Annotated in this window: 25 protein-coding genes; 11 read left to right on the forward strand and 14 right to left on the reverse strand. The window is 73.6% G+C overall.

Translation table 11 applies throughout. The annotated features are described in order from the left end of the window. Positions 1-142: 142 nt before the first annotated feature. On the forward strand, positions 143-1471 hold the full coding sequence (locus ABEE00_RS01030) for a hypothetical protein (protein ID WP_345743225.1): 1329 nt from the start codon (positions 143-145) through the stop codon (positions 1469-1471). 101 nt (positions 1472-1572) lie between these two features. Here the strand turns inward: ABEE00_RS01030 and ABEE00_RS01035 are convergent, their stop codons facing one another. The 5 genes from ABEE00_RS01035 to ABEE00_RS01055 all read right to left on the reverse strand — a co-directional run bounded on the left by ABEE00_RS01035 (position 1573) and on the right by ABEE00_RS01055 (position 6024). Next, positions 1573-1809, reverse strand: coding sequence for a chaplin (locus ABEE00_RS01035; protein ID WP_345743226.1), 237 nt, complete (start codon positions 1807-1809; stop codon positions 1573-1575). Positions 1810-1914: 105 nt separating this feature from the next. Beyond that, positions 1915-2889: an ABC transporter substrate-binding protein gene (locus tag ABEE00_RS01040; RefSeq protein WP_345743227.1), complete on the reverse strand. Its 975-nt coding sequence runs from the start codon at positions 2887-2889 to the stop codon at positions 1915-1917. Then, positions 2886-3833 (reverse strand): ABC transporter ATP-binding protein, encoded by a 948-nt coding sequence (locus ABEE00_RS01045; RefSeq protein ID WP_345743228.1) that lies wholly within the window; start codon positions 3831-3833, stop codon positions 2886-2888. Before ABEE00_RS01045 ends, ABEE00_RS01040 begins: the two co-directional genes overlap by 4 nt. Continuing rightward, the gene (locus ABEE00_RS01050) at positions 3830-4882 is read right to left on the reverse strand and encodes a FecCD family ABC transporter permease (RefSeq protein WP_345743229.1); all 1053 of its coding nucleotides are present in this window, start codon (positions 4880-4882) and stop codon (positions 3830-3832) included. Before ABEE00_RS01050 ends, ABEE00_RS01045 begins: the two co-directional genes overlap by 4 nt. 26 nt (positions 4883-4908) lie before the next feature. After that, on the reverse strand, positions 4909-6024 hold the full coding sequence (locus ABEE00_RS01055; protein WP_345743230.1) for a FecCD family ABC transporter permease: 1116 nt from the start codon (positions 6022-6024) through the stop codon (positions 4909-4911). Positions 6025-6358: 334 nt separating this feature from the next. Here ABEE00_RS01055 and ABEE00_RS01060 point away from each other — a divergent pair, with 334 nt between their 5' ends. Continuing rightward, a complete protein-coding gene (locus ABEE00_RS01060; protein WP_451918482.1) occupies positions 6359-6940 on the forward strand; it encodes an HAD family hydrolase in 582 nt (193 codons plus the stop codon). Positions 6941-7000: 60 nt separating this feature from the next. Here the strand turns inward: ABEE00_RS01060 and ABEE00_RS01065 are convergent, their stop codons facing one another. Next, positions 7001-7237 carry a hypothetical protein gene (locus ABEE00_RS01065; protein ID WP_345743232.1) on the reverse strand — a complete coding sequence of 79 codons (237 nt, stop codon included), beginning with the start codon at positions 7235-7237 and terminating at the stop codon, positions 7001-7003. 202 nt (positions 7238-7439) lie between these two features. On the opposite strand from ABEE00_RS01065, the gene ABEE00_RS01070 reads away from it, so the two are divergent. Further along, positions 7440-7823, forward strand: coding sequence for a cold-shock protein (locus ABEE00_RS01070; RefSeq protein WP_345743233.1), 384 nt, complete (start codon positions 7440-7442; stop codon positions 7821-7823). 107 nt (positions 7824-7930) lie between these two features. On the opposite strand, the gene ABEE00_RS01075 is transcribed toward ABEE00_RS01070, so the two are convergent. Genes ABEE00_RS01075 through ABEE00_RS01090 form a run of 4 tightly spaced genes read right to left on the reverse strand, consistent with a single transcriptional unit; the run spans position 7931 to position 11546 of the window. After that, positions 7931-8839, reverse strand: coding sequence for a 1,4-dihydroxy-6-naphtoate synthase (locus tag ABEE00_RS01075; RefSeq protein ID WP_345743234.1), 909 nt, complete (start codon positions 8837-8839; stop codon positions 7931-7933). Then, positions 8836-9540: a futalosine hydrolase gene (locus ABEE00_RS01080; RefSeq protein ID WP_345743235.1), complete on the reverse strand. Its 705-nt coding sequence runs from the start codon at positions 9538-9540 to the stop codon at positions 8836-8838. Before ABEE00_RS01080 ends, ABEE00_RS01075 begins: the two co-directional genes overlap by 4 nt. Positions 9541-9583: 43 nt before the next feature. Next, positions 9584-10066: a DUF2771 domain-containing protein gene (locus ABEE00_RS01085; protein WP_345743236.1), complete on the reverse strand. Its 483-nt coding sequence runs from the start codon at positions 10064-10066 to the stop codon at positions 9584-9586. Positions 10067-10076: 10 nt separating this feature from the next. Next, positions 10077-11546 carry an MFS transporter gene (locus ABEE00_RS01090; protein ID WP_345743237.1) on the reverse strand — a complete coding sequence of 490 codons (1470 nt, stop codon included), beginning with the start codon at positions 11544-11546 and terminating at the stop codon, positions 10077-10079. A gap of 399 nt (positions 11547-11945) precedes the next feature. Here ABEE00_RS01090 and ABEE00_RS01095 point away from each other — a divergent pair, with 399 nt between their 5' ends. The 4 genes from ABEE00_RS01095 to ABEE00_RS01110 all read left to right on the forward strand — a co-directional run bounded on the left by ABEE00_RS01095 (position 11946) and on the right by ABEE00_RS01110 (position 18076). Next, the gene (locus ABEE00_RS01095; protein WP_345743238.1) at positions 11946-12776 is read left to right on the forward strand and encodes a DUF3027 domain-containing protein; all 831 of its coding nucleotides are present in this window, start codon (positions 11946-11948) and stop codon (positions 12774-12776) included. A 353-nt stretch (positions 12777-13129) separates the two neighbouring features. After that, on the forward strand, positions 13130-16435 hold the full coding sequence (locus ABEE00_RS01100; RefSeq protein WP_345743239.1) for a sacsin N-terminal ATP-binding-like domain-containing protein: 3306 nt from the start codon (positions 13130-13132) through the stop codon (positions 16433-16435). A 48-nt stretch (positions 16436-16483) separates the two neighbouring features. After that, a complete protein-coding gene (locus tag ABEE00_RS01105; protein ID WP_345743240.1) occupies positions 16484-17077 on the forward strand; it encodes a hypothetical protein in 594 nt (197 codons plus the stop codon). A gap of 120 nt (positions 17078-17197) precedes the next feature. After that, positions 17198-18076 carry a phosphotransferase enzyme family protein gene (locus tag ABEE00_RS01110; protein ID WP_451918468.1) on the forward strand — a complete coding sequence of 293 codons (879 nt, stop codon included), beginning with the start codon at positions 17198-17200 and terminating at the stop codon, positions 18074-18076. A gap of 69 nt (positions 18077-18145) precedes the next feature. Here the strand turns inward: ABEE00_RS01110 and ABEE00_RS01115 are convergent, their stop codons facing one another. The 3 genes from ABEE00_RS01115 to ABEE00_RS01125 all read right to left on the reverse strand — a co-directional run bounded on the left by ABEE00_RS01115 (position 18146) and on the right by ABEE00_RS01125 (position 21748). After that, positions 18146-18592 (reverse strand): hypothetical protein, encoded by a 447-nt coding sequence (locus tag ABEE00_RS01115; protein ID WP_345743241.1) that lies wholly within the window; start codon positions 18590-18592, stop codon positions 18146-18148. Positions 18593-18805: 213 nt separating this feature from the next. Beyond that, complete coding sequence (locus ABEE00_RS01120) at positions 18806-21229, reverse strand: HAD-IC family P-type ATPase (RefSeq protein ID WP_345743242.1); 2424 nt, start codon at positions 21227-21229, stop codon at positions 18806-18808. Between the two features lie 264 nt (positions 21230-21493). Beyond that, positions 21494-21748 (reverse strand): DUF2530 domain-containing protein, encoded by a 255-nt coding sequence (locus ABEE00_RS01125; RefSeq protein ID WP_345743524.1) that lies wholly within the window; start codon positions 21746-21748, stop codon positions 21494-21496. A 215-nt stretch (positions 21749-21963) separates the two neighbouring features. Here ABEE00_RS01125 and ABEE00_RS01130 point away from each other — a divergent pair, with 215 nt between their 5' ends. Beyond that, on the forward strand, positions 21964-23433 hold the full coding sequence (locus ABEE00_RS01130) for an NCS2 family permease (protein WP_345743243.1): 1470 nt from the start codon (positions 21964-21966) through the stop codon (positions 23431-23433). Positions 23434-23532: 99 nt separating this feature from the next. Here ABEE00_RS01130 and ABEE00_RS01135 read toward each other — a convergent pair whose 3' ends face one another. Beyond that, entirely contained in the window at positions 23533-23739 is a 207-nt protein-coding gene (locus tag ABEE00_RS01135; protein WP_345743244.1) for a ribbon-helix-helix protein, CopG family, read from the reverse strand. 116 nt (positions 23740-23855) lie between these two features. Between ABEE00_RS01135 and ABEE00_RS01140 the strand changes: the two genes are divergently transcribed. From ABEE00_RS01140 to thpR, 3 genes are read left to right on the forward strand one after another with little or no spacing between them, the layout of a single operon-like run. Further along, the gene (locus ABEE00_RS01140; protein WP_451918469.1) at positions 23856-24329 is read left to right on the forward strand and encodes a MarR family winged helix-turn-helix transcriptional regulator; all 474 of its coding nucleotides are present in this window, start codon (positions 23856-23858) and stop codon (positions 24327-24329) included. A 37-nt stretch (positions 24330-24366) separates the two neighbouring features. Further along, complete coding sequence (locus ABEE00_RS01145; RefSeq protein ID WP_345743246.1) at positions 24367-25731, forward strand: MFS transporter; 1365 nt, start codon at positions 24367-24369, stop codon at positions 25729-25731. 30 nt (positions 25732-25761) lie between these two features. Next, positions 25762-26331: an RNA 2',3'-cyclic phosphodiesterase gene (thpR, locus tag ABEE00_RS01150; RefSeq protein WP_345743247.1), complete on the forward strand. Its 570-nt coding sequence runs from the start codon at positions 25762-25764 to the stop codon at positions 26329-26331. Positions 26332-26501: the final 170 nt, after the last annotated feature.

Genomic DNA, 26501 nt, shown 5'->3' on the forward strand with positions numbered 1-26501 from the left:
CCTCACCACGGTAGCGGGAGGCCGGTGGCGCGGTACGCCGTGCGCGGTACGGTCTGTGCGTACGGCCCGCTCAACGGCGGTGGCACGCAGCGCGGTTGAGCCCGTACGGCACCGGGAGGAAGTCGAGGGAAGCGGGCGGCGAGTGGGCATCGAGGGCGAACAGCTCGTATTCGACTATCTGAGCCGGGTCGGTGACCTGGCGCACAGCACCTCCATGACGGCGTCGGACCGCGCGCGGCTGGTGAACGGGCTGCGCGCCGAGATCGACCGCATGCGGGCCGAGGAGGGCGGGGCGCAGAGCAAGTCGGCCGTGCGCCGCATCCTGGGCAGGCTCGGCAAGCCGGAGGAGGTCGTCGCGGCGCGCGGCGGCGGTTCGGTGTCAGCGGCGGGGCTCAGCGACGTGATGCCGCAGCCGCGCGGGCCCGCCGCCTCGGTACGGGACGGTTCCCTGGGCGAACGCGCGAGGGCCCGTGCGCGCGAGGCCCGCGAGCAGGCGCGGGGCGCGAGGGATCGTTTCGCGAAGCCGGGCGGCGGTGCGGCGGGCGGCGGCTCGGGCGGCTCGGTCGGCGGCGTGTATCCGGCGGCTCCCGAGCCCTCGGGCGGTGCCGAGGCGCCAGGCTCCTCGGCGGCCTCGGGTGCCTCGGGCGCCTCCGCCAAGGACGCGGACTCGCTCTGGAAGAAGCCGCTCAGGGCGCGCCGCTCCCGCGCGGCCGCGCCGGGTCAGCCTGCCCCCACCCTCAAGGACCTGGAGAACAACGCGCCCCACCTGGCCGGGCTCGACGAGCTCGGGCCCAGCGAGACCGGCGGGGGCGCGGGCGTCGACTGGTGGCGCTTGGAGGCGGGGCCCGGCGAGGGTTCCGTGCGCTCCTCCGGCGCCGCCGACCTGCCGCCGGGATTCACCGGCGGCATCGAGCTCCCCGAGGTGCTCAAGCCCCCGCCCAGCGAGGACGAGGAGGAGAAGCCCGCACCCCCGGCACCGGGCATCCCCCCGCAGAACGGCGGCGCGCCCCAGGCCCCGCCCACGGCCCCCGGCGACGGCGCCGAGCCCGCCGTGGTCTCGGGCCGGCCCTCGCTCGGAGACCTGCTCTTCTTCGCCCGCAAGCGCCGCGCGACCGGCGGGCCCCGCGCGGGCGGCTTCGTCGAACTCGCCGCCGCGCTCCTGCTGTTGGCCGGCGCGGTGACCGGCTCGCTGATCCCGCTCGGCCTCGGCTGGCTCGCCGCATGGTGGTCGCCGCGGCTTCCCCGTACGGAGGCGAAGTGGGCGGCGGCCGGGATGCCCGGGGTGGTCGCGGCCGGTGCGGCGGTGTGGCTGTGGGGCCGGAGCGACGGCCGCTGGGGCGACCCGCTGCCGGCGGGCGGCGAGGCGATGCGCGCGGCGCTGAACGAGACCTGGCCCGTGCTGCTCCGGCTCGCCGCGGTGGCCAGCGCCCTGTTCCTGCTGTGGAGGGCCCGGCGGTCGGTGGGCGGCTGAGAGCCGCGCGCGGCCCCCGTACACAAAAAAGCCCCCTACGCGACGAAGACCCCCTGTCCGGTGCGGTGCCGGGCAGGGGGCCTTCGCGTACGGGCGGGAGGTCAGTCGTTAGCGCACTTGTTGCCCATCGCCGGGTTGAGCAGCCCGATGACGTTGATGCTGTTCCCGCAGGCGTTGACCGGGATGTGCACCGGCACCTGGATGTTGTTGCCTGACACCACACCGGGGGAGTTGGCGGTCTCGCCGTTCGCGCCGGAGTCGGCGGCCGCTGCCCCCGCCCCTCCGAGTACGGCCGTGGCGGCCAGTGCGGTCGCGGCTGCTGCGGTACGAAGACGCATGAGCACTCCTGAATGAGGCTGGTTCACTGACCCTTCGACCGTGGGCCCGCCCCTGACACCCCGCCACCGGAGCTGCTCCGCCCGGAGGTCGCGGGGTCAGGGGCCCTACTTCGCCAGCTTGGCCTTCAGGTCCTCCAGGATCCGGTCCGCCGCCGTGTAGCCGATGCCCTGGATCCACAGCTCGTCGTTCACGGGGAACGCCTTCCCGTTCCGTACAGCGCCGAGGTTCTTCCACAGCCCGCTGCGCACCGCCTTCGTCTGGCCCGACTCGGCGGGGTCGCCGTACGAGGAGTAGAACAGCGCGTCGGCGTCCGCCTCGTCCAGCTTCTCGGGGCTGACGCCCAGGTAGAGCCCGTCGCCCTCGTCCGCCTTCTTCGTCACCGGCGGCCGCCCGAGCCCCGCGTCCTCCAGCACCGTGCCGATGTAGCTGCGGTCGCCGTAGACGCGGGTGTCGGCGCCCTCGGTGAAGCGGACGACGTTGGTGCGGATGGCCTTCGCCCTCGTAGGGCCGCCGAGCGCCTTCGTCACCTCGTGCGCGTGCTTCTCGTACGAGGCGACCGCCCTGTCCGCCTCGGCTTTCCTGCCCAGCGCGTCGGCGTGCGTACGGAAGTTCTGCTTCCAGGGGTAGCCGGTCGACTCCGTCATCACCGTCGGCGCGATGGCCTTGAGCTGCTCGTAGTTCTTCGCGTCGCGCGCGGCGTTGGTGAGGATGAGGTCCGGCTTGAGGGAGGCGATCTTCTCCAGGTTGGGGGAGCCGATGGTGCCCACGTCCCGGATGCCGTCGAGCTTGTCCTTCGGCAGGTAGCCCAGGAAGCTCTTGCCGACGTCGGCCCTGGTCGCGCCGACCGGCTTCACGCCGAGCGTGATCGCGGAGTCCAGCTCGGCGGTGTCCAGCACCACGACCCGCTTGGGGTGGTTCGGCACCGGGACCGTGCCCTTGAAGGTCTTCACGGGGTGCTTGCCCTGGTCGTCCTGCGCGCCGGAGCCGGTGCCGGACCCCGTACCGCACGCGGCGAGGACGAGCGCGGCACACACCGCCAGCGCGCCGGCGGCACCACTGCGGGAAGCGGGAAGAGTCACGTGTTCGCCTTTCGGTACGGGGAGGGGGACGGGGAAGCGGAGGGGGCCTGAGATGGGGGAACGGCTTTCGCGGCGGCCCCGTCGTCCGCGCGGCCCGACCCGCGTCCGGGCGCGCCCGGCACCACCAGCGGCGACCCGGTGACCGGATCGGGCACCACCACCGACTCCAGGCCGAAGACCTCGCGGACCATCGCGGCGTCCACCACCTCGCCGGGCGGTCCCTGCGCGGCGATCCGGCCGTCCTTGAGGGCGACCAGCCGGTCCGCGTAGCGCGCCGCCTGGTTCAGGTCGTGCAGCACCATGACGACGGTGCGGCCGCGCTCCCTGTTCAACTGGCGTACGAGGTCGAGGACTTCGACCTGGTGGGCGATGTCCAGGTAGGTGGTGGGCTCGTCGAGGAGCAGCAGGTCGGTCTCCTGGGCCAGCGCCATCGCCAGCCACACCCGCTGCCGCTGGCCGCCGGACAGCTCGTCCACGGGACGCTCGGCCAGCCCGGCCGTGCCGGTGTGCTCCATGGCCTCAGCGACCGCCCGCTCGTCCTCCGCCGACCACTGCTGCCACCAGCGCTGATGCGGCTGCCGGCCGCGCGAGACCAGATCGCCGACGGTGATCGCCTCGGGCGCCACGGGGGACTGCGGGAGCAGCCCGACGGACTGGGCGACGCGCCGGGTGGGCAGCCGGGAGAGCTCCCGTCCGTCCAGCAGTACGGCGCCGCCGCGCGGTCTCAGCAGCCGCCCCAGGGCCCGCAGCGTGGTCGACTTCCCGCAGGCGTTGGGCCCGACGACGACGGTCACCTCGCCGTCGGGGAGGTCGAGGTCCAGCCTCTCGACCACCGTCACCGCCTCGTACGCGAGGGTCAGACCGCGCGCGGCGAGGCGGGTACGGGGCGCGGGCGCGCCCTCAGCGGGTGCGCCCTCGGCGGGTATGCCCTCGTGTGTGCTCATGTGGTCGCTCCAGTGCGGGTGTTCCGTACGAGCAGCCGGATCAGGTACGGGGCTCCCACCGCCGCCGTCAGCACGCCGACCGGCAGCTCGGTGGGCGCGAACAGCAGGCGCGCGGGTACGTCGGCGGCCGTCACCAGCAGTGCGCCGAAGAGAGCAGAGCACAGCAGCGGGATCTGCGCCGTACCGGTCAGGCGCCGGGCGATCTGCGGTGCGAACAGTGCCACGAAGTCCACGGGCCCGGCGGCGCCGGTGGCCACCGAGGCCAGCACCACGCCGGTGGCGACGAGCCCCAGCCGGGTGCGGCCGAGCCGGACGCCGAGCGCGGTGGCCGTGCCGTCGTCGAACGTCACCTCGCGCTGCGCCCGCGCAGCCCACAGGACGGCGGGCGCCAGGGCCGCGAGGACGAGGCCGAGCGGGACCGCCTGGTCCCAGCCGCGCCCGTTGAGCGAACCGGTCATCCACACCTTGGCCTGCTGCGCCACCAGATAGTCGCCCTTGGTGAGGAAGAGCTGGGTGAGGGAGGACAGCGCGACCGAGAAGCCGATGCCGATCAGCACGAAGCGGCCCGCGTGCAGCCCGCCGCGCCAGGCGAAGGCGTACACCAGCGCCGCCGCCAGCACCCCGCCCGCGACCGAGAACAGCGGCAGCACCGCGGGCGAGGACACCCCGAAGGCCAGCCCGCCCACGGTCAGCGCGGCCGCCCCGTGGGTGACCCCGATGATCTCGGGGCTGGCCAGCGGATTGCGGGCGACGGTCTGGATCAGCGAGCCCGCGGCTCCCAGCGCCGCCCCCACCAGTAGGCCCACGACCAGCCGCGGCATCCGCAGCGTGCCGACCACGAGCGCGTCGGGCGAGGGCTGCCCGAGCAGCACCTTCACGACCTCGGCGGGGGCCACCGGGGTCTCGCCCACGGTCAGCCCGGCCACCACGGCGGCGGCCAGCGCGAGCAGGAGGCAGGAGGCGACGAGCAGCGCCCGGCGGTGGACCAGCACGGAGATTCCCGTACGGGGTCTGAGCAGGGCGTATCCGGGCGGGACCGCATGCGCCACGCCCCGCGCCCTCACCTGCCCGCCGCTCACGCCGCCACCACTCTCCTCCGCACCAGGGCCACCAGGAACGGCACGCCGAGCAGCGCGGTCATCACGCCCGCCGGTACCTCGCCGGGCGGCACCAGGATCCGGCCCACCACGTCGGACACCAGCAGCACGACGGGGCCCAGCAGCGTGGACATCGGCAGCAGCCAGCGGTGGCCGCCGCCCACCAGCGCGCGGGCGATGTGCGGTACGGCCAGGCCCACGAAGGCGATCGGTCCCGCCGCGGCCACCCCGGCCCCGGTGAGCACGGTCGCGCCGAGCCCGCCGACGACGCGTACGGCCGCCACGTTCTGCCCGAGCCCCTTCGCCGCGTCCTCGCCCAGGGCCAGCGCGTCCAGGCCGCGGGCCGAGGCCAGCACCAGGAGCAACCCGGCGACGAGGAACGGCCACAGCTGCCCTGCGATCGCGGCGTCCCGCCCGGACAGCGAGCCGACCTGCCAGAAGCGGAACTCGTCCAGCGCCGCGGCCCGGGTCGTCAGGATCGCCGAAACCACCGACAGCAGAAGCGCGTTGACCGCCGCGCCCGCGAGCGCCAGCTTCACGGGCGTCGCCCCTCCGCGCCCCCGCGCGGCGATCGCGTACACCACGACCCCGGCGATACCCGCCCCCGCGAACGCGAACCACACCGAGCCCGCCAGACCGTGCACCCCCGCGAAGGTGATCGCGCACAGCACCCCGACCGAGGCGCCCTGCGCGACGCCCAGCACCCCGGGCTCCGCGATCGGGTTCCGGGTGAGCCCCTGCATCACGGCCCCGGCGACCCCGAGAGCGGCCCCTACGAGCAGGCCGACGAGTGTGCGGGGCAGGCGGAGTGTGCTGATGACCTCGGCGGCGTCACTCTGCGCACCACTCTGGTGACTCCCAGTGCCTCCGCTGCCTCCGCCGTGCAGCAGTACGTGGGCGACCTCACCCGGCGCGATCGCCCTGGCCCCCACGGCGAGGCTCAGCAGCGCGGCGAGGACCAGCGCCGCGGCGGCCGCGCACAGCAGGGCGGTGCGGCGCGCGGTGGCCGCGCGGCGTGAACGGCCGCCGCCCGCCGGGCCGTTGCGGGAGGGAGCGCCGGGTGCCGCGGGGTGCGTCGGCGGGGCGACGGGCATCGCGGGGCTACCTCGCAAGAGCGGCGACGACGGCGTACCGGCCGGACGTACGGGCGGGTGAGGCGGGCCCGAGCGCGGACCGGGGCGAGGGAGAATGGGTCACATGCTCGACAAGGCACCGCACGCCCCGCACGACCCGTCCGCGCCGCACGCCGCGCCGGCCCCTCAGGCCCCGGACGGGGCGTCCTCCGCGCCCGCCGCCGACGGTGCGCCCGCCGCTGACACCGCTTCCGTCGCTCACGCCGCACCCTCCGCGCCCGCCGCGTCCGTCTCGTACGTCACCGCATCCGTACCCGGGGAACGGGCCGCGCCCACCGTCGGATTCGACCTCGACATGACGCTGATCGACTCCCGCCCCGGCATCCACGCCGCGTACCGGAAGCTCTCGGCCGAGACCGGCGTCTTCATCGACGCCGATCTCGCCGTGACCCGGCTCGGGCCGCCGCTGGACGTGGAGTTGGCGCACTGGTTCCCCGCCGAGCAGATACCCGAGATGGCGGACCGTTACCGCGCGCTCTACCCGGAGTACGCGATCGAGCCCGCGCCGGCCCTGCCCGGCGCCCGCGAGGCGGTGGACGCGGTGCGCGCGGCGGGCGGCCGCGCGGTGGTGGTCACCGCCAAGCACGAGCCCAACGCACGCCTCCACCTGAGCCACTTGGGCATCGGGCCCGACGCGGTGATCGGCGGGCTGTGGGCCGAGACCAAGGCCGAGGCGCTGCGCGAGCACGGCGCCGGGATCTACGTGGGCGACCACACCGGCGACGTACGCGGGGCCAAGGCGGCCGGCGCCCTGTCTGTCGCGGTGCCGACGGGCCCGATCGGCGCGGAGGAACTGCGCGCCGCCGGTGCCGACGTGGTGCTGGAGGAGGGGCTCGCCGCGTTCCCCGCGTGGTTCGCGCGGCAGTTGGAGGGCTGACGCCCGGAGAGCGGAGGCCCGGCCGGCGCCAGGAGAGCCGGCGTCCGGAGGGCCGACGCCTCAGCGCTTCGTACGCGCCGCCCTGCGCTCCGCCAGTGCCGAGCGGAGCAGGCCCGCCGCGGCGATCACGAAGCCGAGTCCCATGAGCATGCACACGAAGTAGGCAGGCGCGGGAAAGGGCTTGGTGCCGAGGAAGAGCGGGGCCACGGTGACGACGGTCGCCACCGCTCCCACCAGGAAGACGATGCCGCCGGTACGTACGAGAAGATCACCGGCGCGGGACGTTTCAGCGTTCACGAGCCCAGGGTAGTTCGGTGGGCAAGTGCACGGAGGAACCCCTCGGCGGCATCTTGCCACCGGGCCCGGGACGATTAGCCTTGGTGGTTGGCGGGTCAAGCGACCCGCTCAACTGCTATTCAGAGCAAGTTTCTCCACAGCCAGTTTCAGCACACAGCGGCCCGCCCGGCTGCCCGGACGAGTACGAGGACGAGGACTTCACGTGCCTACCGGCAAGGTCAAGTGGTTCAACAGCGAGAAGGGCTTCGGCTTCCTCTCACGCGACGACGGCGGCGACGTCTTCGTGCACTCGTCAGTGCTGCCCGACGGAGTGGACGCGCTCAAGCCGGGCCAGCGGGTGGAGTTCGGCGTCGTGGCCGGACAGCGCGGGGACCAGGCACTCTCGGTCGCACTGCTCGACCCCGCGCCCTCGGTCGCCGCGGCGCAGCGGCGCAAGCCGGACGAGCTGGCCTCGATCGTGCAGGATCTGACCACACTGCTGGACGGCGTCGCGCAGGGCCTCGAGCGCGGCCGGTACCCGGACAAGCAGCACGGCCGCAAGATCGCCGGCATGCTGCGCGCGGTCGCCGACCAACTGGACGTCTGAGCAACCCCGTACACCCGCCCCGGCCCCGCACAAGGGGGCCGGGGTCCGGCATGTCAGGGGTCCCTCAGGGGCGCCGGGCACGGGAAGGAAGCCCCTGAGAGCGCCCCTCAGGGAAAGCTCAGCGCCTCGGGCCCCAGCTTCGGCACGAGCCCCTGGTCGGCCGCGCGCTCCAGGAGCCCGCGCACCGCCCCGTACCCGTCGGCGCCCAGGTCCTCGGTGAACTCGTTGACGTACAGCCCGATGTGCTGGTCGGCGACGGCCGGGTCCATCTCCTGCGCGTGCTCCATCACATACGGCCGCGCCGCCTCGGGGTCCTCCCACGCCATGCGTACCGAGGCGCGCGCCGCGTCGGCGAGGGAGCGCAGCGTCTCCTCGCCCAGCGAGCGCTTCGCGATGATCGCGCCCAGCGGGATGGGCAGGCCCGTGGTGTTCTCCCAGTGCTCGCCCATGTCGGCGAGGCAGTGCAGCCCGTAGTCCCGGTAGGTGAAGCGCGCCTCGTGGATCACCAGGCCCGCGTCGATCGCGCCGTCCCGCACCGCGGGCATGATCTCGTGGAACGGCATCACGACGACCTCGCCGACCCCGCCCGGCACTTCGGCCGCAGCCCAGATGCGGAACAGCAGATAGGCGGTGGACCGCTCGCTCGGCACCGCGACCCGCTTCCCGCTCAGCGCCGCAGGCCCGCCCTCCGGCTCGCGGGTCAGCACCAGCGGCCCGCAGCCCCGGCCGAGCGCGCCGCCGCAGGGCAGCAGCGCGTAGTCGTCCAGCACCCAGGGCAGCACCGCGTACGACACCTTGAGCACGTCGAAGCGGTCCTCTCGGCGCTCGGCGATGCCGTTGGTGATGTCGATGTCGGCGAAGTCGACCTCGATGGGCGGCGCCCCCGGCACGCGGCCGTGCGCCCAGGCGTCGAAGGTGAAGGTGTCATTGGGGCACGGCGAATACGCCATGCGCAGCGGAGTCTGCGGCTGCTCGCTCTGCGGCTCCTGGCTCTGCGGGGTCTGCGACGGGCTCATGGCTGCCATGTTCGCAGCACGGGCGCGAGCCGTTCGAACGCCCCCTCCAGGGCGGTCAGCGCCCCGGGGATGTCCCAGGCCGCCTTGTCGCGCGGGCCCACCGCGTTGGAGACCGCCCGCACCTCCAGTGCCGGCAGCCCGTATGCGGCGGCGGCCTCGGCCACGCCGAATCCCTCCATGCCCTCGGCCGCCGCGCCGGGGTGCCGCTCGCTCAACTCCCGTGCGCGCGCGGCCGTTCCGGTCACCGTGGACACGCTGAGCACGGTGCCGGTGACGGCGCCCGCCGCGTCGGCCGCGGCCCGCACCAGGTCCTTGGGCGGGGTGTGCACGACGGTGCCGAATCCGAGCTCGGCGAAGCCGCCGTCGGCGGTCTGCGCGCCCAGGTCGGCGGCGACGATCGCGTCGGAGACCACGGTGGCGCCGAGCGGCAGCGGCGGGAAGCCGCCACCGATCCCGGCCGAGACCACGAGCCCGTACGGGGACCCGTACGAGCCCCCGCCCTGGAGCGCGGCGTACGCGAGTGCCGTCGCGGTCGCGGCGGCGATGGCGCCCGGGCCGACCCCGCCGGCCAGCACGTCGACGCCGGTGTCCTCGTGCGCGCGGTGCAGCCGGTAGCCGCCGGGCAGCGTCAGGATGTGCCCGCCGCGCGGAGCCACCGCGTCACGCTCCGCCTCCACGGCGGTCACGGCCAAGGTCCGCATCAGCGCCTCCAGTTGACCGCCCCGGCCTCCCCTCGTACGGGGGTCAGGCGTCGTCGTTGATGAGCTTCACGTGCCACACGCCGGTGGCGGTGCCGATGGTGACCTGCGCCTCCTTCTTCGGCGGGCCGGGCTGGCCCATGGCGCTCTGCTGCTGGAAGAACGCGTCGCCGGGGAAGGAGTGGTACGTCTTCTTGGTGGGCTGCGGCAGCGGCGTCGTCTTGTTGTCCGACACCAGGAACCAGCCGTCCTTGGCGATGTCCGGGTCCACGCCGAAGCGGACCTTGTCGCCGGGGCCCACCTTGACGGACTTCTCGGCCTTCTTGCCGAGGCACTCCTTGACCTGCCCGGAAGGAATGGTCTTGCCGCCCTCGTAGCAGGACGCCTCCACCGAGACGCTTTCGCCGTTCACGGTCGCGGTCGCCATCGGGGTCGGCTTCTCGCAGGCCGAAAGGGCGAGCAGGCCGAGGGACACAGCGCCGATTGCGGTGGCGGTGCGGACACCCCGCCGGGAGATCGCGTAGCTCATGCCGGGCAGATTACCGGGCGCCCGGTTTCAGGCGACGCGCGGGTTCGGCGTGCCGTGCCCCGTACGTCCTGCCCGGTCCCGCGGTGCGCCGCGTCGGCCGCTGCGCCCCGGCCAGCAGGCCGCGGGCCGAGAGCGCGACGCCCGCCGCGACCACGGCGGCCGCCGCCCCCATTCCGGCGACCCCCACCAGGGGCAGCACGATCCCGAGCCCGCCGCCCGCCACCCAGGAGAGCTGGAGCACCGTCTCCGAGCGCGCGAACGCCGAGGTCCGCACCGCCTCCGGCACATCGCGCTGGATCAGCGCGTCCAGCGCCAGCTTGCTCAGCGCCTGCGCGAGGCCGGCCGACGCCGCGACCCCGGCCACCGTCACGGCCCCGTACAGCACCGCAGCGGTGACCGTCGCGCCCAGCGCGGCCAACAGCACGACCGCGACGATCAGTTCGGGCCCGCGGCCCCTGATCCAGGCGCCGACGGCGTTGCCGAGCGCGTTCCCCGTACCGGCCGCGACCACGACGAGACCGAGGGACAGCGCGGCCGACAGACCGTCCAGCGGGTGCTCGCGCAGCAGGAACGCCAGGAAGAAGGTGAGGAACCCGGACAGGCACCGCAGCGCGGCCCCGCCGGTGAGCGCGCCGCGCACCGAGGGCCCGACCGTACGCAGCCCGGGCCGCCGCGCCCGCGGCGCGCCGCCGCCCAGCACCGCCCGCCGCTCGCCCCGCGCCGAGTCCACCGCGTGCGGCAGCGAGAAGGACAGGAAGGTCCCCACGATGAACAGCGCGAACGCCCCGTACAGCGGCCACTCTTCGCCCAGCGCGTGCAGCCCGGCGCCGAGCGGCGCGGCCGCAGCCGTCGCCGCGAGCCCGGCGAGCGTGATCCGCGAGTTCGCCTTCACCAGCGAGAAGGCGCGCGGCAGCAGCCGGGGTACGACGGCCGAGCGCACCACACCGTGCGCCTTCGAGGCGACCAGCACGCCGAGCGCCGCCGGGTACAGGCCGAGCCCGCCGCCGCGCACCGCCGCCGCGAGCGCCAGCGCGAGCAGCGCCCTGGCCAGCAGCGCGCCCGCCATCGCGGCGCGCCTGCCGTGCGGTATCCGGTCCAGCAGCGGCCCGATCACCGGCGCGAGCAGCGCGAACGGCGCCATCGTCACCAGCAGGTAGAGCGCTACCCTGCCGCGCGCCTCGCCGGTCGGTACGGAGAAGAAGACGGTGGAGGCGAGCGCGAGGGTGACGAGCATGTCGCCGGCCGAGTTCACCGCGTGCAGCTCGATCAGCTTGCCGAGCCCCGATTCGCCCGCGCCGTGCGCGTGCGTGAGGCGGCGTACCCGGCGGCCTGCTGCGGCAGGCGCGCGGGCGAGCGCACGCGCGGTGCGGGATGCGGTGCGCGATGCGGTGTGAGACCAGGCGCGGGGTCCGGTGCGTGGTGCGCTGTGCGACCGGGTGCGCGGCCGGGTGCGTGAGGCCCAACGGCCCTTGGCGGCCACGCCCTTCAGTGTGCCCCGGGGCGTGGCGGCGGATGCGGTTCCGCGCGTGATCCCCCGGGGCGTCCGCCGAGTGACCGCCGGGTGTCCGCTGTCCGGTCCGTCCCGTGGTGCTGTCTGGTCCGTCCCGCGGTGTGCCGAGTGATCCCCTGCCGGGCCGGTCGCGTGATCCCCTGCGCGGGGCCGCGGGGAGTTCCCCGGTAACGCCGTGCTCCCGCCCGTGGGGTAGCGTGGTCGAACGGTGCGCTCCGAACGGCTCACGAGCCGGGAAGCGGACGTCGCAGCGGCCTCCGCGGTCCCGCTCCGTCCACCTCCCGCCCGTTTCTCCACCGGCCGCCGTACGGACAGCGCACGCCGACAAGGGCGCTACGGCGTAGGAGAGACGATTCTTGTGAGTGCTGCATGAGTGCCGCGACTGCGACCGCGAAGCCGAAGGCGGCGTCGGCGCGCCGCGCCCGCCGTGCCCCCGACCGGTTGTGCGCCGAGGCGGTCGAGCTCGCGCGGGAGGCCGCCGAGGAGGTCGCCGACCCCGGGATGATCGGCGAGCACCTGGAGGCCGTCGCCGACGCCGACCGGGTGGTCACGCACTACTTCGAGTGCCTCGACCCCGCGTACCGCGGCTGGCGCTGGGCCACCACCGTCGCCCGCGCCTCCCGCGCGAAGGTCGTCACCCTCGACGAGACGGTGCTGCTGCCGGGCACCGACGCGCTGCTCGCGCCCGAGTGGGTGCCGTGGAGCGAGCGGCTGCGCCCCGGCGACCTCGGGCCCGGCGACCTGCTCCCCACCGAGGAGGGCGACCTCCGTCTGGAGCCCGGCTTCTCCGGCGAGGAGGAGCCGCCGCCGAACTCGCCGGTCGCCGACGAGGAGCCGACCGCCGAGGCGCCCGTGCGGGGCCGGGTGACGGACGTCGCCGAGGAGATGGGCCTGGGGCGTACGCGGGTGCTGTCCCGGTACGGGCTGCACGAGGCGGCCGACCGCTGGGAGGAGTCCTACGGGCCGGCCGCCCCCATGGCGCAGTCCGCGCCCGCGAGCTGTGTGAGCTGCGGCTTCCTGGTGCCGCTCGTGGGGTCGCTGCGGCAGGCGTTCGGCGTCTGCGCGAACGAGTTCAGCCCCGCCGACGGTCACGTGGTGTCCCTGTCCTACGGCTGCGGCGGCCACTCCGAGGCAGCGGTGATGCCCCAGCCGCCCAAGCCGCCACCTCCGGTGTTGGACGAGCTGCGTGTGGATGGGTAGCTCGATTCGCGCTTAGACCGCCGACGGCTTCGGGTGCGTGGTTGCTTTCCGTTGCGGCGGGATTCGGGTTGGGTGCCCCCCCGTACGAGCTGTGGGCAATCGTTCCGCTGGGGCGAGGGGGGTACCTCCCTGCTCGGAGCGCAGCCGGAGAGCTTGGGGGAGGGTGGGCACAGCGGACCGCAGCCCCCAAGCGCCAGCGCCCCCGCACCCGACGGGGCCCGGGGCGAAGCCCCGGAACGGGCACCGGGGGGCACCCCGTAGCGCAAAATGACCCGTGCAGGACGGGGCGTCCGGCGCGATGTGGGTAACCGGACGCCATGGTGACGCGGAAAGCACGGAGAGGACACGCACACGTGAGTGGCGGCGGCGCAACGACAAGGACGCACGGGGACCCGGCCCAGGACGACCCCCTCGGCACCGCGCGCCTGCGCCACCGCGTCCTGGACGCCTGGGCGCAGTCGCCCGCCAGGTTCCGCGAGGACGCCAACGCCGAGCAGGAGCTCGTACTCGGCGGCTACCGCGACCGCCTCGTCGTCGAACTCGCGCAGAACGCCGCCGACGCGGCCGCCCGCGCCGGCGTACCCGGCAGGCTCAGGCTGACCCTCGGCGAGGACACGCTGGTCGCCGCCAACACCGGCGAACCCCTCGACGCTGAGGCGGCGGAATCCCTCTCCACCCTCCGCGCCTCGGCCAAGCGCGACCACGCGGGAGGCGGCGATCGCACCGTCGGCCGCTTCGGCGTCGGCTTCTCCGCCGTGCTCGCGGTCAGCGACGAGCCCGCCGTGCTCGGCCGCACCGGCGGCGTCCGCTGGTCGCTGTCCGAGGCGGCCCAACTCGCGCGCGTGCGCGCCGCCTCCGTACCGGAGCTGGACGAGGAGCTGCGCCGCCGCGACGGCCACGTACCCCTGCTGCGGCTGCCGCTGCCCGCCGAGGGCATGGCGCCCGAGGGGTACGACACCGCCGTGGTGCTCCCGCTGCGCGACCTCGCCGCGCGGGACCTCGCCGAGCGGCTGCTCGCCGAGATCGACGACGCGCTGCTGCTGACCCTTCCGGGTCTGGCCGAGGTGGCGGTGGAGACCCCCGAGGGGGTACGGATCCTGACCCGCAGTCAGGATGGCCCCTATACCCGCATCGACGACACCGCGGCCCCGGAACCGACCCGCTGGCGGCTCGTGGCCGACAGCGGCACCGCCGACGAGAAGCTGCTCGCCGACCGCCCCGTGGAGGAACGCCGCCGCCCGCACTGGTCGGTGACCTGGGCGGTCCCGGTGGACGCCGAGGGCGACCCGGTCGCCCCGCGCACCGCCCCCGTGGTGCACGCGCCGACCCCTACGGACGAACCCCTGGGGATCCCGGCCCTGTTGATCGCCACGCTGCCCCTGGAGCCCACCCGGCGCCACGCGGCCCCTGGCCCGCTGGCCGACTTCCTGCTGGAGCGCGCGGCCGACGCGTACGCCGCGCTGCTCCGCGACTGGCGCCCGCGCGGCACCGGCACCGTCGGCCTGGTCCCCGGCCCCCTCGGCAAGGGCGAACTGGACGGCAGGCTGCGCGGCCTGCTCCTGGAACGGCTGCCCGATGTCCCCTTCCTGGCCGGTGCGGCACGGGTGGACGCCGAGGATGCGGAGGCCGCCCCTGAGGACGGCTCGGGGTACGGGACGGCGCACGCCCCTGAGAGCGGTCTCCGGGCGCCGGACGGTACGAAGGAGTTCGCGGGGGAGCGCTCAGGGGCGCACCCCGGGGAGCCCGTCGCGCTGCGCCCCCGGGACGCGGAGATCGCCGAGGGCGCGGGGGCCGCGACGGTCGCGGTGCTCTCGGAGCTGTTCCCGAGCCTGCTGCCCGCCGGGCTCGAACGCCGCGCGGAACTGCGCGCCCTGGAGGTCGCGCGGGTCCCGCTGGGCGAGATCATCGACCGGCTCGCGGGCGTCGAGCGTTCCCCGGAGTGGTGGCGGCGGCTGTACGACTCGCTGGCCGGAGTGGACCCCGACCGGCTCACCGGGCTGCCGGTGCCGCTCGCCGACGGGCGCACCACCATCGGCCCCCGCCAGGTGCTGCTCCCGCTGCCCGACGCGGTCACCGACGCGGAGCGGCTGGCCCGGCTGGGGCTGAAGGTCGCGCACGCCGAGGCGGCACACCCGCTGCTGGAGAAGCTGGGCGCGACCCCGGCCACCCCGCGCGCGGTGCTGGACACGCCCCAGGTGCGCGCCGCCGTAGCCAACTCCCTGGAGGCGGAGGACGCCTGGACCCTCGGCGACCCCGAGGGGCCCGGTGAGGGGTCCCTCGACCCCGAGGAACTCGCGGAGACGGTGCTCGGCCTCGTACGGGACGCCCGTCTGTCACCCGGGGACGAACCCTGGCTCGGCGCCCTGGCCCTCCCCGACGAGGACGGCGAGCTCGCCCCCGCGGCCGAACTCGTCCTGCCGGGCAGCCCCTTCGAGCGGGTCATCCGCGAGGGCGAGCTCGCCCGCGTCGACGAGGACCTGGCCGAGCGCTGGGGTGGCCAGGAGCTGACGGCCGTCGGCGTGCTGGCCGAGTTCGCGCTGGTCAGGGCCACCGATGTGGTGCTGGACCCGGACGAGCTGGAGCCCCGGGACACCGGGCTGCCCTACCCGGAGCCGGACGACGCGGGCGTGCTGGACGCCGTCGACGTGTGGTGCGAGGACGTGCTCGACCAGCTTCCCGACACCGGCGCCGGGGTGCCGCCCGTCGCCGCCGAGCTCGTCGCCGTACGCGATCTGGACCTGGTGGACGACGAGCGCTGGGACGAGGCGCTGGCGATGCTCTCGCAGCCGCCCCTACGGGATGCGCTGACCGCCCCCGTAAGGGTGCTGCTGCCCGACGGCGGCCGCGAGACCGTGCGCCCCTACACCGCCTGGTGGCTGCGCGGCCACCCCGTACTGGACGGCCGCCACCCCGCCGGGCTGCGGGCCGCCGGCGGCGACCGGCTGCTGGAGGGCCTGTACGAGGAGGCCGACGCCTCCTCCGTAGGGGACCCCCAGGTGCTGCGCGCGCTCGGCATCCGCACCACGGCCGCCGCGCTGCTGGACGAGCCGGGCGGCGCCGCCGAGCTCCTGGCCCGCCTCGCCGACCCCGCGCTGGAGGTGTCGGCCGCCCAACTGCACGGCCTGTACGGGCTGCTGGCCGACCTCGACCCCGACGGGGTCACGCTGCCCGAGGAGGTGCGCGCCGTGCTCGCCGGTACGGGCGAGGTGCTGGTGGCCGACGCCGCCGAGGCCCTGGTCGCGGACGCGCCCGACCTGGTGCCCCTGGCCGGCGCGCGGCCGCTGCTGCCGGTGCGCCCCGACCGCGCGGCCGACCTGGCCGCGGTGCTGGACGTGCGGCGGCTCGGCGACGCCGTACCCGGCGAGCCGGGTGGCGCGGGCACCGAGCGGGAGGTGCCCGCCGCGGTGCACTCGCTGCTCCCGGGCGCCCCGGCCACCTACCGGGAACACGACGAACTCCTCGTCGACGGCGTCGAGTCGGACTGGCGCCTGACCCGCGACGGCGTGCTCCACGCGGCCACCCTGGAGGGCGTCGCCGCCGGCCTGGCCTGGGCGGCGGGCGCCTGGTCCCGCCGCTTCGAGACGGCGGCCCTGCTCGAAGACCCGTCCAGGGAGGCGGAGTTGGCCCGCGCCCGCTGGTTCGACCAGCCTCTGGACTAGCGGGGAACCCGCCCCCTAGGGCCCCTAGGGGGCGGCTACCGTACGGGGATGTCCGCCTTCCTCCAGCAACTCCCGGCCCTGGTGGGCGTGGTGATCGGCGCGCTCGGCTCGTACCTCGCGGTGATGCACGGCGACCGCGCCCGCTTCCGCCGGGAGCAGCGGGCACGCTGGGAGGAGCGCCGCCTCACCGCGTACGGCGACTACGCCCGCTCCCTCAAGGCGACGGTGTCGCTGCTCTACCGGGTGTCGGCGCACCTGGGGAACGATCCGCACCCCCAGCCGCGCACGCCCGAGGACGCGGCGCCGTCGCTCGCCGAGGCGTCCGAGCGGCGTGACCTGGCCTGGGAGCAGGTGCTGCTGCTCGGCTCCCCCGAGGTGGCCGACGCCGCGCGCCTGTGGGCCCGCGCGGTGGAGCGCCTGGAGCGCTTCGTACGGACGGGCACGCGGGACTCACCCGAGGAGTGGGCCGCCCTGCTGACCGCCCAACGCGAGTGCCGGGTCGGCTTCTACGAGGCCGCGCGCCGCGACATCGGCCTGCCGGCCGAGGTCGCGGGGCGAACGGCGCGGAGCACGCCGTTCGCCGGGCCCGATGAGGCGCCGCGCCGTGCCCCTGACAGCACCCCTGGCAGTGCCCCTGGGTGACCTCCCGCTGCCCGGAGGCATGCCGGCGGGCGGCGGCGGATACGCTCACCTGGGAGTTCCGGTGCCCGGGAGCGGGGGCCGGGGCCCGGAGGAGACGGACTGTCAGCGAGGAGCCGAACCGTGCTCGGAGACGAGGCGTTCACCGAGGACCGTGCGCGTGTGCTGCTCGGGGCCGCGGGCGAGGACGCGGGGGCGCCGCTGCTCTCGCTCGGGGAGAACGCGGTGTTCGGCGGCCCCGACAGCGGCCCCGTCGTCAGGGTCGGGCGCGCCGATCCCGAGCTGGTCGTCAGGGCCGAGCGCGAGCTGCGCGTCGCCAACTGGCTCTCCGCGCGCGGCGTTCCGGCCGTCCGCGCCGCGCGCCCCGACGTGCGGCTGGTGGAGGGCCACCCGGTCACCTACTGGGAGCGGCTGCCGGACCCCGTAAGGGCTCCCGGCGCCGCCGACCTCGCCGAGCTGATCCTCCAGGTGCACGCGCTGCCCGAGCCGCCCTTCCCGCTGCCGCCGCGCGAACTGCTCGGCGGGGTGGAGCGCTGGCTGCGCATCGCGGGCGACGCGATCCCGCCGGAGGACGCCGCGTACCTCAGGGCCCGCAGGGACGACTTCGCGACCGCGGTGAAGGAGCTGGCGCCCGTGCTGCCCGGCGGCCCGATCCACGGCGACGCGCTGCCCCGCAACGTCAGGGTCGGACCCGACGGACCCGTACTGGTCGACCTGGAGACCTTCGCCTCCGACATGCGCGAGCACGACCTCGTGGTGATGGCCCTCAGCCACGACCGCTACGGGGTGCCGGACACCGAGTACGCCGCGTTCACCGGCACCTACGGGTGGGATGTACGGGAATGGGAGGGCTGCGCCCTGCTGCGCGGCGCCCGGGAGACGGCGAGCTGCGCGTGGGTGGCGCAGCGTGTGCCCGGAAATCCGGCGGCCGCGCGGGAGTTCGCGCGCCGGGTGGGCTCGCTGCGCGAGGGCGACACCTCGGTGCGCTGGTATCCGTTCTGAGCCTTTACGGCTCCCGCGGCTCCCGGAAAGGGAAAACCCCCGCCCCTTCGGGACGGGGGTCGTTCCGTATCAGTGGCAGGGCTTCACTGCCGGAGTGCGGAAGGTCTTTCCGCCCGCGTGCAGAATGCCCGCGATCGCCTTGCAGCTCCGCTTCGGGTTCCACTGCTGGCTCGCGGTCACCGAGGTGAAGGTGCGGGTCTTGCCCCAGTGGTTCGCGCCGGCACGGCGGTAGCCGAGCTTGCCCTTCACCTTGCCGCCTGACTCCTTGTAGTACTCGACGTCGATGCCGGTGTGCGGCTTGTCGTGCGGGTCGTTGGACGCGTGCAGCACGAGTACGCCGTTGTCCAGCTCGGTGCAGGTGTCACCGGGCGTGATGCGCCCGTCGTGCGGGCAGTCGAAGGACGAGCGGGTCTGCGGCGTGCCGGATTCGGTGGCCGCCGAGGCGGCCGGAGCGGCGAGCACCGGAATGAGCGCGGCGGCGGCGACGGCCGCGGCGGTGCGCACGGAAACGCGCATGATTTCCCCCATTGTTGTTCTGGATTCCGGAGCGGCGGATGTCCCCGTGCCGCCCCGGAAGATCTTGCAAGATCATACATGAGCGGCAATGCGCCGGAGGGGGAATTGCACCCCCAATTTCCTTCTACACCCAGGTAGTTGGTGAGGATGTCGCCTAGTTGGTGAGGCCGTCACCGCGGTGGTCTGTGCGAGTATTCCGAATTGCCCGGAGGATTACGCCGGGAATCGCCGGGCCACCACGCGCCACGCGAACTCCAGCACTCCGGCGGCCACCACCGCCACGCCGACCGCCGTCCACGGCATGACCGTCCCCACGAGCCGCAGCGCGAAGAAGTCCTGGAGCCACGGCGTCACCAGCACCACCAGGAACCCCACCCCCATCGCGGCCACCAGGCACACCCGCCACCACGTGTAGGGCCGCGCCACGATCGCCAGCACCCACATGGCGATCAGGAACAGCGTCAGGGTCGCCACGCTCGTCTCGGCGCTCAGCGCGTCCGGGCCGGTGTAGTAGTGCCGGGCCAGCAGATAGGTCGCGAAGGTCGCGGCGCCCGCGATGAGCCCGGAGGGGATCGCGTACCGCATCACCCGGCGCACGAAGTGCGGCTGCGCGCGCTCCTTGTTCGGTGCCAGGGCCAGGAAGAACGCGGGGACCCCGATCGTCAGCGAGGACAGCAGCGTGAGGTGCCGCGGCAGGAACGGATAGGGGATCTGCCAGCAGATCACCAGCACGGCGAGCAGCACCGAGTAGACGGTCTTGGTGAGGAAGAGGTTGGCGACCCGCTCGATGTTGCCGATCACCCGGCGGCCCTCGGCGACCACCGAGGGGAGGGTCGCGAAGCTGTCGTCGAGCAGCACGATCTGCGCGACCGCCTTGGTGGCCTCGGAGCCCGAGCCCATCGACACCCCGATGTCGGCGTCCTTCAGCGCGAGGACGTCGTTCACGCCGTCGCCGGTCATCGCCACGTGGTGCCCGCGCGACTGCAACGCGCCCACCATCGACTGCTTCTGCTGCGGAGTGACCCGCCCGAAGACCGTTCCCGACTCCAGGCCGTCGGCCATCTCCTCGTGCGTCTCGGGCAGTTGGCGCGCGTCCACGGGCGCCGTCGCGCCGGGCAGCTCCAGCTTCGCGGCGACCGCTCCGACCGAGACCGCGTTGTCCCCCGAGATGATCTTCGTCTGCACGTCCTGCTCGGCGAAGTACCCCAGGGTGTCCCCGGCGTCGGGTCGCAGCCGCTGCTCCAGCACGGCCAGCGCCGCGGGTCGTGCCGATTGAGCCACCTCGGGGTCACCGGGCGCGCCCTCGGCGCGGGCCAGCAGCAGGACCCGCAGCCCCTCCGCGTTCAGCTCGTCCGCCTCGGCCAGTACGGGGTGACCCTGAGGGAGCAGGACGTCGGGGGCGCCGAGCAGCCACGTACGGGATGACCGCTGCGGGTCGTCGGGGTTCTCGGGGTTCTCGGGGCCGCCGTCAGGGTTCTCCGGGCCCCTGAGGACCCTAGGGGGCTCCAGCGTCGCGCCGCTGTACTTCCTCGCCGAGGAGAACGGCAGCGCGTCCGTCACCCGCCAGCCCTCGGGCGCCGGGTAGGCGTCCGCGATCGCCTGGAGGCTCGCGTTGGGATGCGGGTCGGCCGCGCCGAGCGCGCCCAGCACCCGGCCGATGTAAGGGGCCTCTTCTCCGGCCAGCGGGCGCGTCTCGCGTACGTCCATGCCGCCCTCGGTGAGCGTGCCCGTCTTGTCCAGGCACACCACGTCCACCCTGGCCAGGCCCTCGATCGCGGGCAGCTCCTGCACCAGGCACTGCTTGCGGCCCAGCCGGATCACGCCGATCGCGAAGGCCACCGACGTGAGCAGCACCAGGCCCTCGGGGACCATCGGCACGATGCCGCCGACCATCCGGCGCACGGCCTCGTACACGTCGTGGTGTGAGACGACGAGCTGGCTGACCACCAGGCCCACGGCCGCCGGGACCATCATCCAGGTGATGTATTTGAGGATCGTGCTGATCCCGTTCCGCAGCTCGGAGTGGACCAGGGTGAAGCGGGACGCCTCCTCGGCGAGCTGCGCCGCGTACGCCTCGGCACCGACCCGGGTCGCGGTGAAGGCGCCGCCGCCGGCCGTCACGAAGCTGCCGGACAGCACGCGGTCGCCGGGCTGCTTGAGCACGGCGTCGGCCTCGCCGGTCAGCAGCGACTCGTCCACCTCCAGCCCTTCCGCCTCGGTGATCTCGCCGTCCACCACGCACTTGTCGCCGGGGCCGAGCTCGATGAGGTCGCCGAGCACGATCTCGTTCGTGGGTACGGAGACGGCCGCGCCGTCGCGGCGCACCACGGGGCGGGTCTCGCCGATCACCGCGAGGTTGTCCAGGGTCCGCTTGGCGCGGAGCTCCTGGAGGATGCCGATCGCCGTGTTCGCGACGATCACGAAGCCGAACAGGCCGTCCTGGATCGGGCCGACCACCAGGATGATCAGGAAGAGGACGCCGATGATGGCGTTGAAGCGGGTAAAGACGTTGGCCCGCACGATGTCCGCGGCGGAGCGGCTGCGGTGCGCGGGGACGTCGTTGACCTCGCCGCGCGCGGTCCGCTCCGCGACCTCGGCGGTGGTCAGTCCCGTGGCCTGTCGGGCCGTTTCCGTCATGTTTTGACGGTACGGAGAACCCTGCGGGTGTGTCGCCTTTTGTGTGCGGTTTGCGCTGTGACCGCCGATCCGGAACGCTTTGGGCCACTTTTCGCTGCGGCGGGATATGGGCGGGTGGTTCCGACTGCCTTGTGAGTGACGGCGCGACCGTTGACGCTCCGCGCCACCGGACGCGCCTTGCTCCGCTCGGCAGCGGTCGCTACCGAAGTGTGGGTCGCGGAACGCCGCGGGTTGCTCGCCGCTCGGCTACTGCTCGCCGCTCGGCTACTGCTCGGCGGCCGCCGCCTTGATCGCCGCGTCCCGGCGCCGTACGTACCAGACGCCCAGCGCCCCCAGCCCCGCGCCGGCCGCGCACGTCCACACCCACCACGCGTGGCCGTTCTCGGAGAACCAGCCGTAGAAGGGGAGCTGGCCGAGGAAGAGAACCAGCCACACCAGCGTGCCCGTGGTGATCGTCCCGACGACGGGCCCCTCCAGCGGCTCCGGAGCCTCCCGCTCCCCGCTCGTCCACTTGTCCATCAGGCCCATGACCGCGGCTCCCTCCATCCGGCCCGGCGGGGCCGATCGTTCCCGGTCCAGGGTAGCGACCGCCTGCAGGGGTCTACGCGCGAAGATAGCGATCACAAAGGTTGTTTGTTCATACTGATCCAGGTCGGATCTGACCGGATTGCATCGTGGGATGCTCCAAGGCCGGGTACCGACCCCCGAAAACACCCCCCGATACGAGGTCCCGCATGTCTTCTTCGGCCGCTTCGGTCGAGGACGGGAAGCCGCCGGCTCCCGGTCCCCAGCACCACAACGTCCTGGACCGCTTCTTCAAGATCTCGGAGCGCGGCTCCACCGTCGGCGGGGAGATCCGCGGCGGCCTCGCCACCTTCTTCGCGATGGCGTACATCATCGTGCTGAACCCGATCATCCTCGGAGCAGGCACCGACAAGTACGGCCAGCATCTCGACAACGGTCAGCTCGTCACCGCCACCGCGCTGATGGCCGGGCTCACCACCCTGCTGATGGGCATGATCGGCAACGTGCCGATCGCGCTGGCCGCGGGTCTCGGCATCAACGCCGTGGTCGCCCTCCAGCTCGCGCCCAAGATGTCCTGGCCCGACGCGATGGGCATGGTCGTCTGGGCGGGCATCGTGCTGATGCTCCTGGTGGCCTCGGGGCTCAGACAGCGGGTGATGGACGCCATCCCGAACGGGCTGCGCCGCGCGATCGCGATCGGCATCGGCCTGTTCATCTCCCTCATCGGGCTGGTCGACTCCGGCTTCGTCACGCGCAATCCCGACTCCGCGAACACCACGGTCCCGCTGGGCCTGGGCACCGGCGGGCAGCTCCAGGGCTGGCCGGTCCTGGTCTTCGTGATCGGCCTGGCGCTGATGTACTTCCTTCTCGTACGGAAGGTGAAGGGCTCGATCCTCATCGGGATCGCGGCGATGACCGTGCTCGCCATCGTGATCAACTCGATCGCGAAGATCCCGGACGCCTCCTGGGGCCTGTCCGTTCCGCACATTCCCGACTCGGTGGTCGGCTCCCCTGACTTCGGGCTGATCGGGAACATCAGCCTGTTCGGCGGGTTCAAGGAGGTCGGTCTGCTGACCGGCTGCCTCTTCGTCTTCACCGTGCTGCTCTCCGGATTCTTCGACGCGATGGGCACGATCATCGGCGTCGGCGAGGAGTCGGGCCTGGCCGACGAGCGCGGGCAGCTCCCGAACATGGGCCGGATCCTCTTCATGGACGGCATCGGCGTCGCGGGCGGCGGCTTCGGCTCCTGCTCGGCGAACACCTGCTTCGTGGAGTCCACCGCCGGCGTCGGCGAGGGCGCGCGCACCGGCCTGGCGAACGTCATGACCGGCGGGCTCTTCCTGCTGTCGCTGATCTTCACGCCGCTGGCCAAGGTGGTGCCCTCGCAGGCCGCGACCCCGGCGCTGCTGGTGGTCGGCTTCCTGATCCTGTCCTCGAACGTGCGGGACATCGACTGGGGCGACCCGTCGGTCGGCATCCCGGCGTTCCTGACCATGGTGTCGATGCCCTTCACCTACAGCATCACCAACGGCATCGGGATCGGCGTGCTCGCCTTCATCGTCCTGCGCGCCGCGAACGGCCGCTTCCGCGAGGTGCCGTGGCTGCTGAACGTGGTCGGGCTCTGCTTCCTCGTCTACTTCATGCTCCATCCGATCGAGCAGCTCGTCGGAGCGAAGTAGGGAGAGCGCGCTTCGTACGACGGCGGGGGCGGGTCCTGTGCGGGCCCGCCCCCGCCTTCTTGTGCCGGGGAACCTTGTGCCGTGGAACGTGGGGGAGCTTCAGGCGACCGGCGGGCCGTAGAAGCGTTCCGTCTCGTCGACGGACGCCTTGAAGCGTTCGTCGAAGTCGTCGCGCACGAGCGTCCGCACGACATAGTCCTGGACGCTCATTCCTCGTCGGGCGGCGTGCCGGCTCAGCCTGTCGAACAGCTCCCGGTCCAGCCGCAGGCTGAGCACCTTCGACGTCGTACCGTTCCTGTCGGTCATGCGCTCTACGGTGTCCGGTGATGTGGGTGTCGCGGGTCCTTTTCCTTTACCGGCTCACACGTATGAGTGAGCGGGAACCCCTCGCTGGTCTTTAGTCAGGGTAATGAGTTACTCTAATGGTCATGCCGGACCCGGAACTCCCCGTACCCGCCGAACAGCCCACAACAGAGGACGCCGACACCGCCGCGGTGAACGCGCTGCGCTCCGCCGTCATGCGGCTCTCCCGGCGGCTCAAGCACCAGCGCGTGGACGAGTCGCTGAGCCCCACCGAGATGTCGGTGCTCGGCACCCTCGCGCGCTGCGGCTCTGCCACCCCCAGCGAGCTGGCCCGCAAGGAGCACGTGCAGCCGCCGTCGATGACCCGCATCGTGGCGCTGCTGGAGGGCAAGGGGCTGGTCCGGCTCGATCCGCACCCCGAGGACCGGCGGCAGAAGGTCGTCACGCAGACCGAGCAGGCCGAGTCGATGCTCGCCGCCAGCAGGGAGAAGCGGAACGTCTGGCTGCAGAAGCTCGCGGGCGAGCTGGACGAGGACGAGTGGGCGCGGCTCCGCGCCGCCGCGCCCGTGCTGGAGAAACTCGCGCATTTGTAAGGAGCGCGCCACGAGACGCCGAGGAGGCGAAGCCGCAGTGAGTTCGGGCCACGGAGCAGACTCCGCACCCGCACCCCGGAACGACGAGAAGAAGACAGCAACGAAAAGGGCCGCGAAGCCCTCGATGTTCAGCTCGCTGAGGATCCGCAACTACCGGCTCTTCGCCATGGGCCAGGCGGTGTCCAACACCGGCACCTGGATGCAGCGCATCGCCCAGGACTGGCTGGTGCACAGCCTCACCGGGTCCTCCACGGCGGTCGGCATCACGACCGCGCTGCAGTTCCTGCCGATGCTCCTCTTCGGCCTGTACGGCGGTGTGATCGCCGACAGGTGCAACAAGCGGAAGCTGCTCTTCGCCACCCAGTCCGTGATGGGGCTCACCGGCCTCGCGCTGGCGGCGCTCACGCTCACCGGGCAGGTCCACGTCGCCCACGTGTATGTGCTGGCCTTCGTGCTCGGCCTGGCCACCGTGCTCGACAACCCGACCCGCCAGACCTTCGTCTCCGAGATGGTCGGACCCGACCAGATACGCAACGCGGTCTCGCTCAACTCGGCCAACTTCCAGAGCGCCCGCATCGTCGGTCCCGCCGTCGCCGGCGTGCTGATCTCCGCCGTCGGCAGCGGCTGGGCCTTCCTCTTCAACGGGCTCTCGTTCGTCGCGCCGCTGACGGGGCTGCTGCTGATGCGGACATCCGAACTGCACGTCAGCGAGCCCGTACGCCGTGGCAAGGGACAGCTCCGCGAGGGGCTCAGCTATGTGCGCAGCCACCCCGAACTGCTGTGGCCCATCGTGCTGGTGGGCTTCGTCGGCACCTTCGGCTTCAACTTCCCGATCTGGCTGACCGCGTTCACCGACGGCGTCTTCAGCGAGGGCGCCGGTACGTACGCGATGCTGAACACGCTCATGGCGGTCGGCTCGGTGGCCGGCGCGCTGCTCGCGGCCCGGCGCGGCACCACCCGGATGCGGCTCATGGCAGGAGCGGCGCTGCTGTTCGGCGTGCTGGAGATGGCCGCCGCGCTCTCCCCGTCGTACTGGCTGTTCGCGGCGCTCATGGCGCCCATCGGGATCATGGGCCTGACCTTCAACGTCACCGCGAACGCGAGCGTGCAAATGGCCTCGGACGCCACCATGCGCGGCCGCGTCATGAGCCTCTACATGATGGTGTTCGTCGGCGGCACGCCCATCGGCGGTCCCGTCATGGGGTGGGTGACCGACGAGTTCGGCGCCCGGATCGGCTTCCTCACCGGCGGGCTGATCTCGGCGGGGATCGCCGCGGCCGTCGGCCTGGTGCTGGCGCGGGCCAGCGGTCTGCGCGTACGGGTGCGGCCCTCGGCGCCGTTCATCCGCTTCGTCCCGGCGGAGCGCGAGGCCGAGCGCGAGCGGGTCGCCTCCGCCGTGTGAGGACGGGCGCGTGAGGGCGAGACTGGGCCGATGAGACTGTTCGCCGCGGTCATGCCGCCGCAGGAGGCCAGGGACGAACTGGGCAGCGCCGTACGCGGATTGGCGGCGCTGCCGGGTGCCGGCGAGCTCCGCTGGGCCGACCCGGGCAACTGGCACCTGACCCTCGCCTTCTACGGCGAGGTGCCCGAGCACACCGACGATGACCTGCGCGAACGGCTGGCCCGTGCCGCGGCGCGCTCGCCCCGCATGGAGCTGTGCCTCGCGGGCGGCGGCCGGTTCGGCGCGCAGGTGCTGTGGGCCGGGGTCGGCGGCGACCGCGAGCACCTCACGCGGCTCGGCGAGCGCGCCGCCGCGGCGGGCCGCAGGGCCGGGCTCGCGATGGACCCGCCGGGCCGCTTCCGCCCGCACCTCTCGCTGGCCAGGCCCCGCAAGGGCCGGTCGGCCGACCTGCGCCCCTTCGCCGCCGCGCTGGACGGATTCCGGGGTACGCCGTGGACCGTGACCGAACTCACGCTGGTACGCAGCAGGCTGCCGGACAGCGGCGTACCCGGCGAACAGCCCCGCTACGAGCGGGTGGCGGGCTGGCCGCTGGAAGGGTGAGCGGCCCGGTTACCGTTGGAGGCGTGAATGCCAAGACCAGGATGCGGATCGTCACCGGGGCGCTGTTGCTGATGTTCGTCGTGGTGACGGTGGGAGCGGCGCTCGGCCGCTGAGCACCCGGCGGCGTGGTGCCGCCGGGCGCCTTGCGCGGTGCCTGCGGACGCCGGTCG

The sequence above is a fragment of the Streptomyces odontomachicola genome, from assembly GCF_039605595.1.
GTDB lineage: Bacteria > Actinomycetota > Actinomycetes > Streptomycetales > Streptomycetaceae > Streptomyces.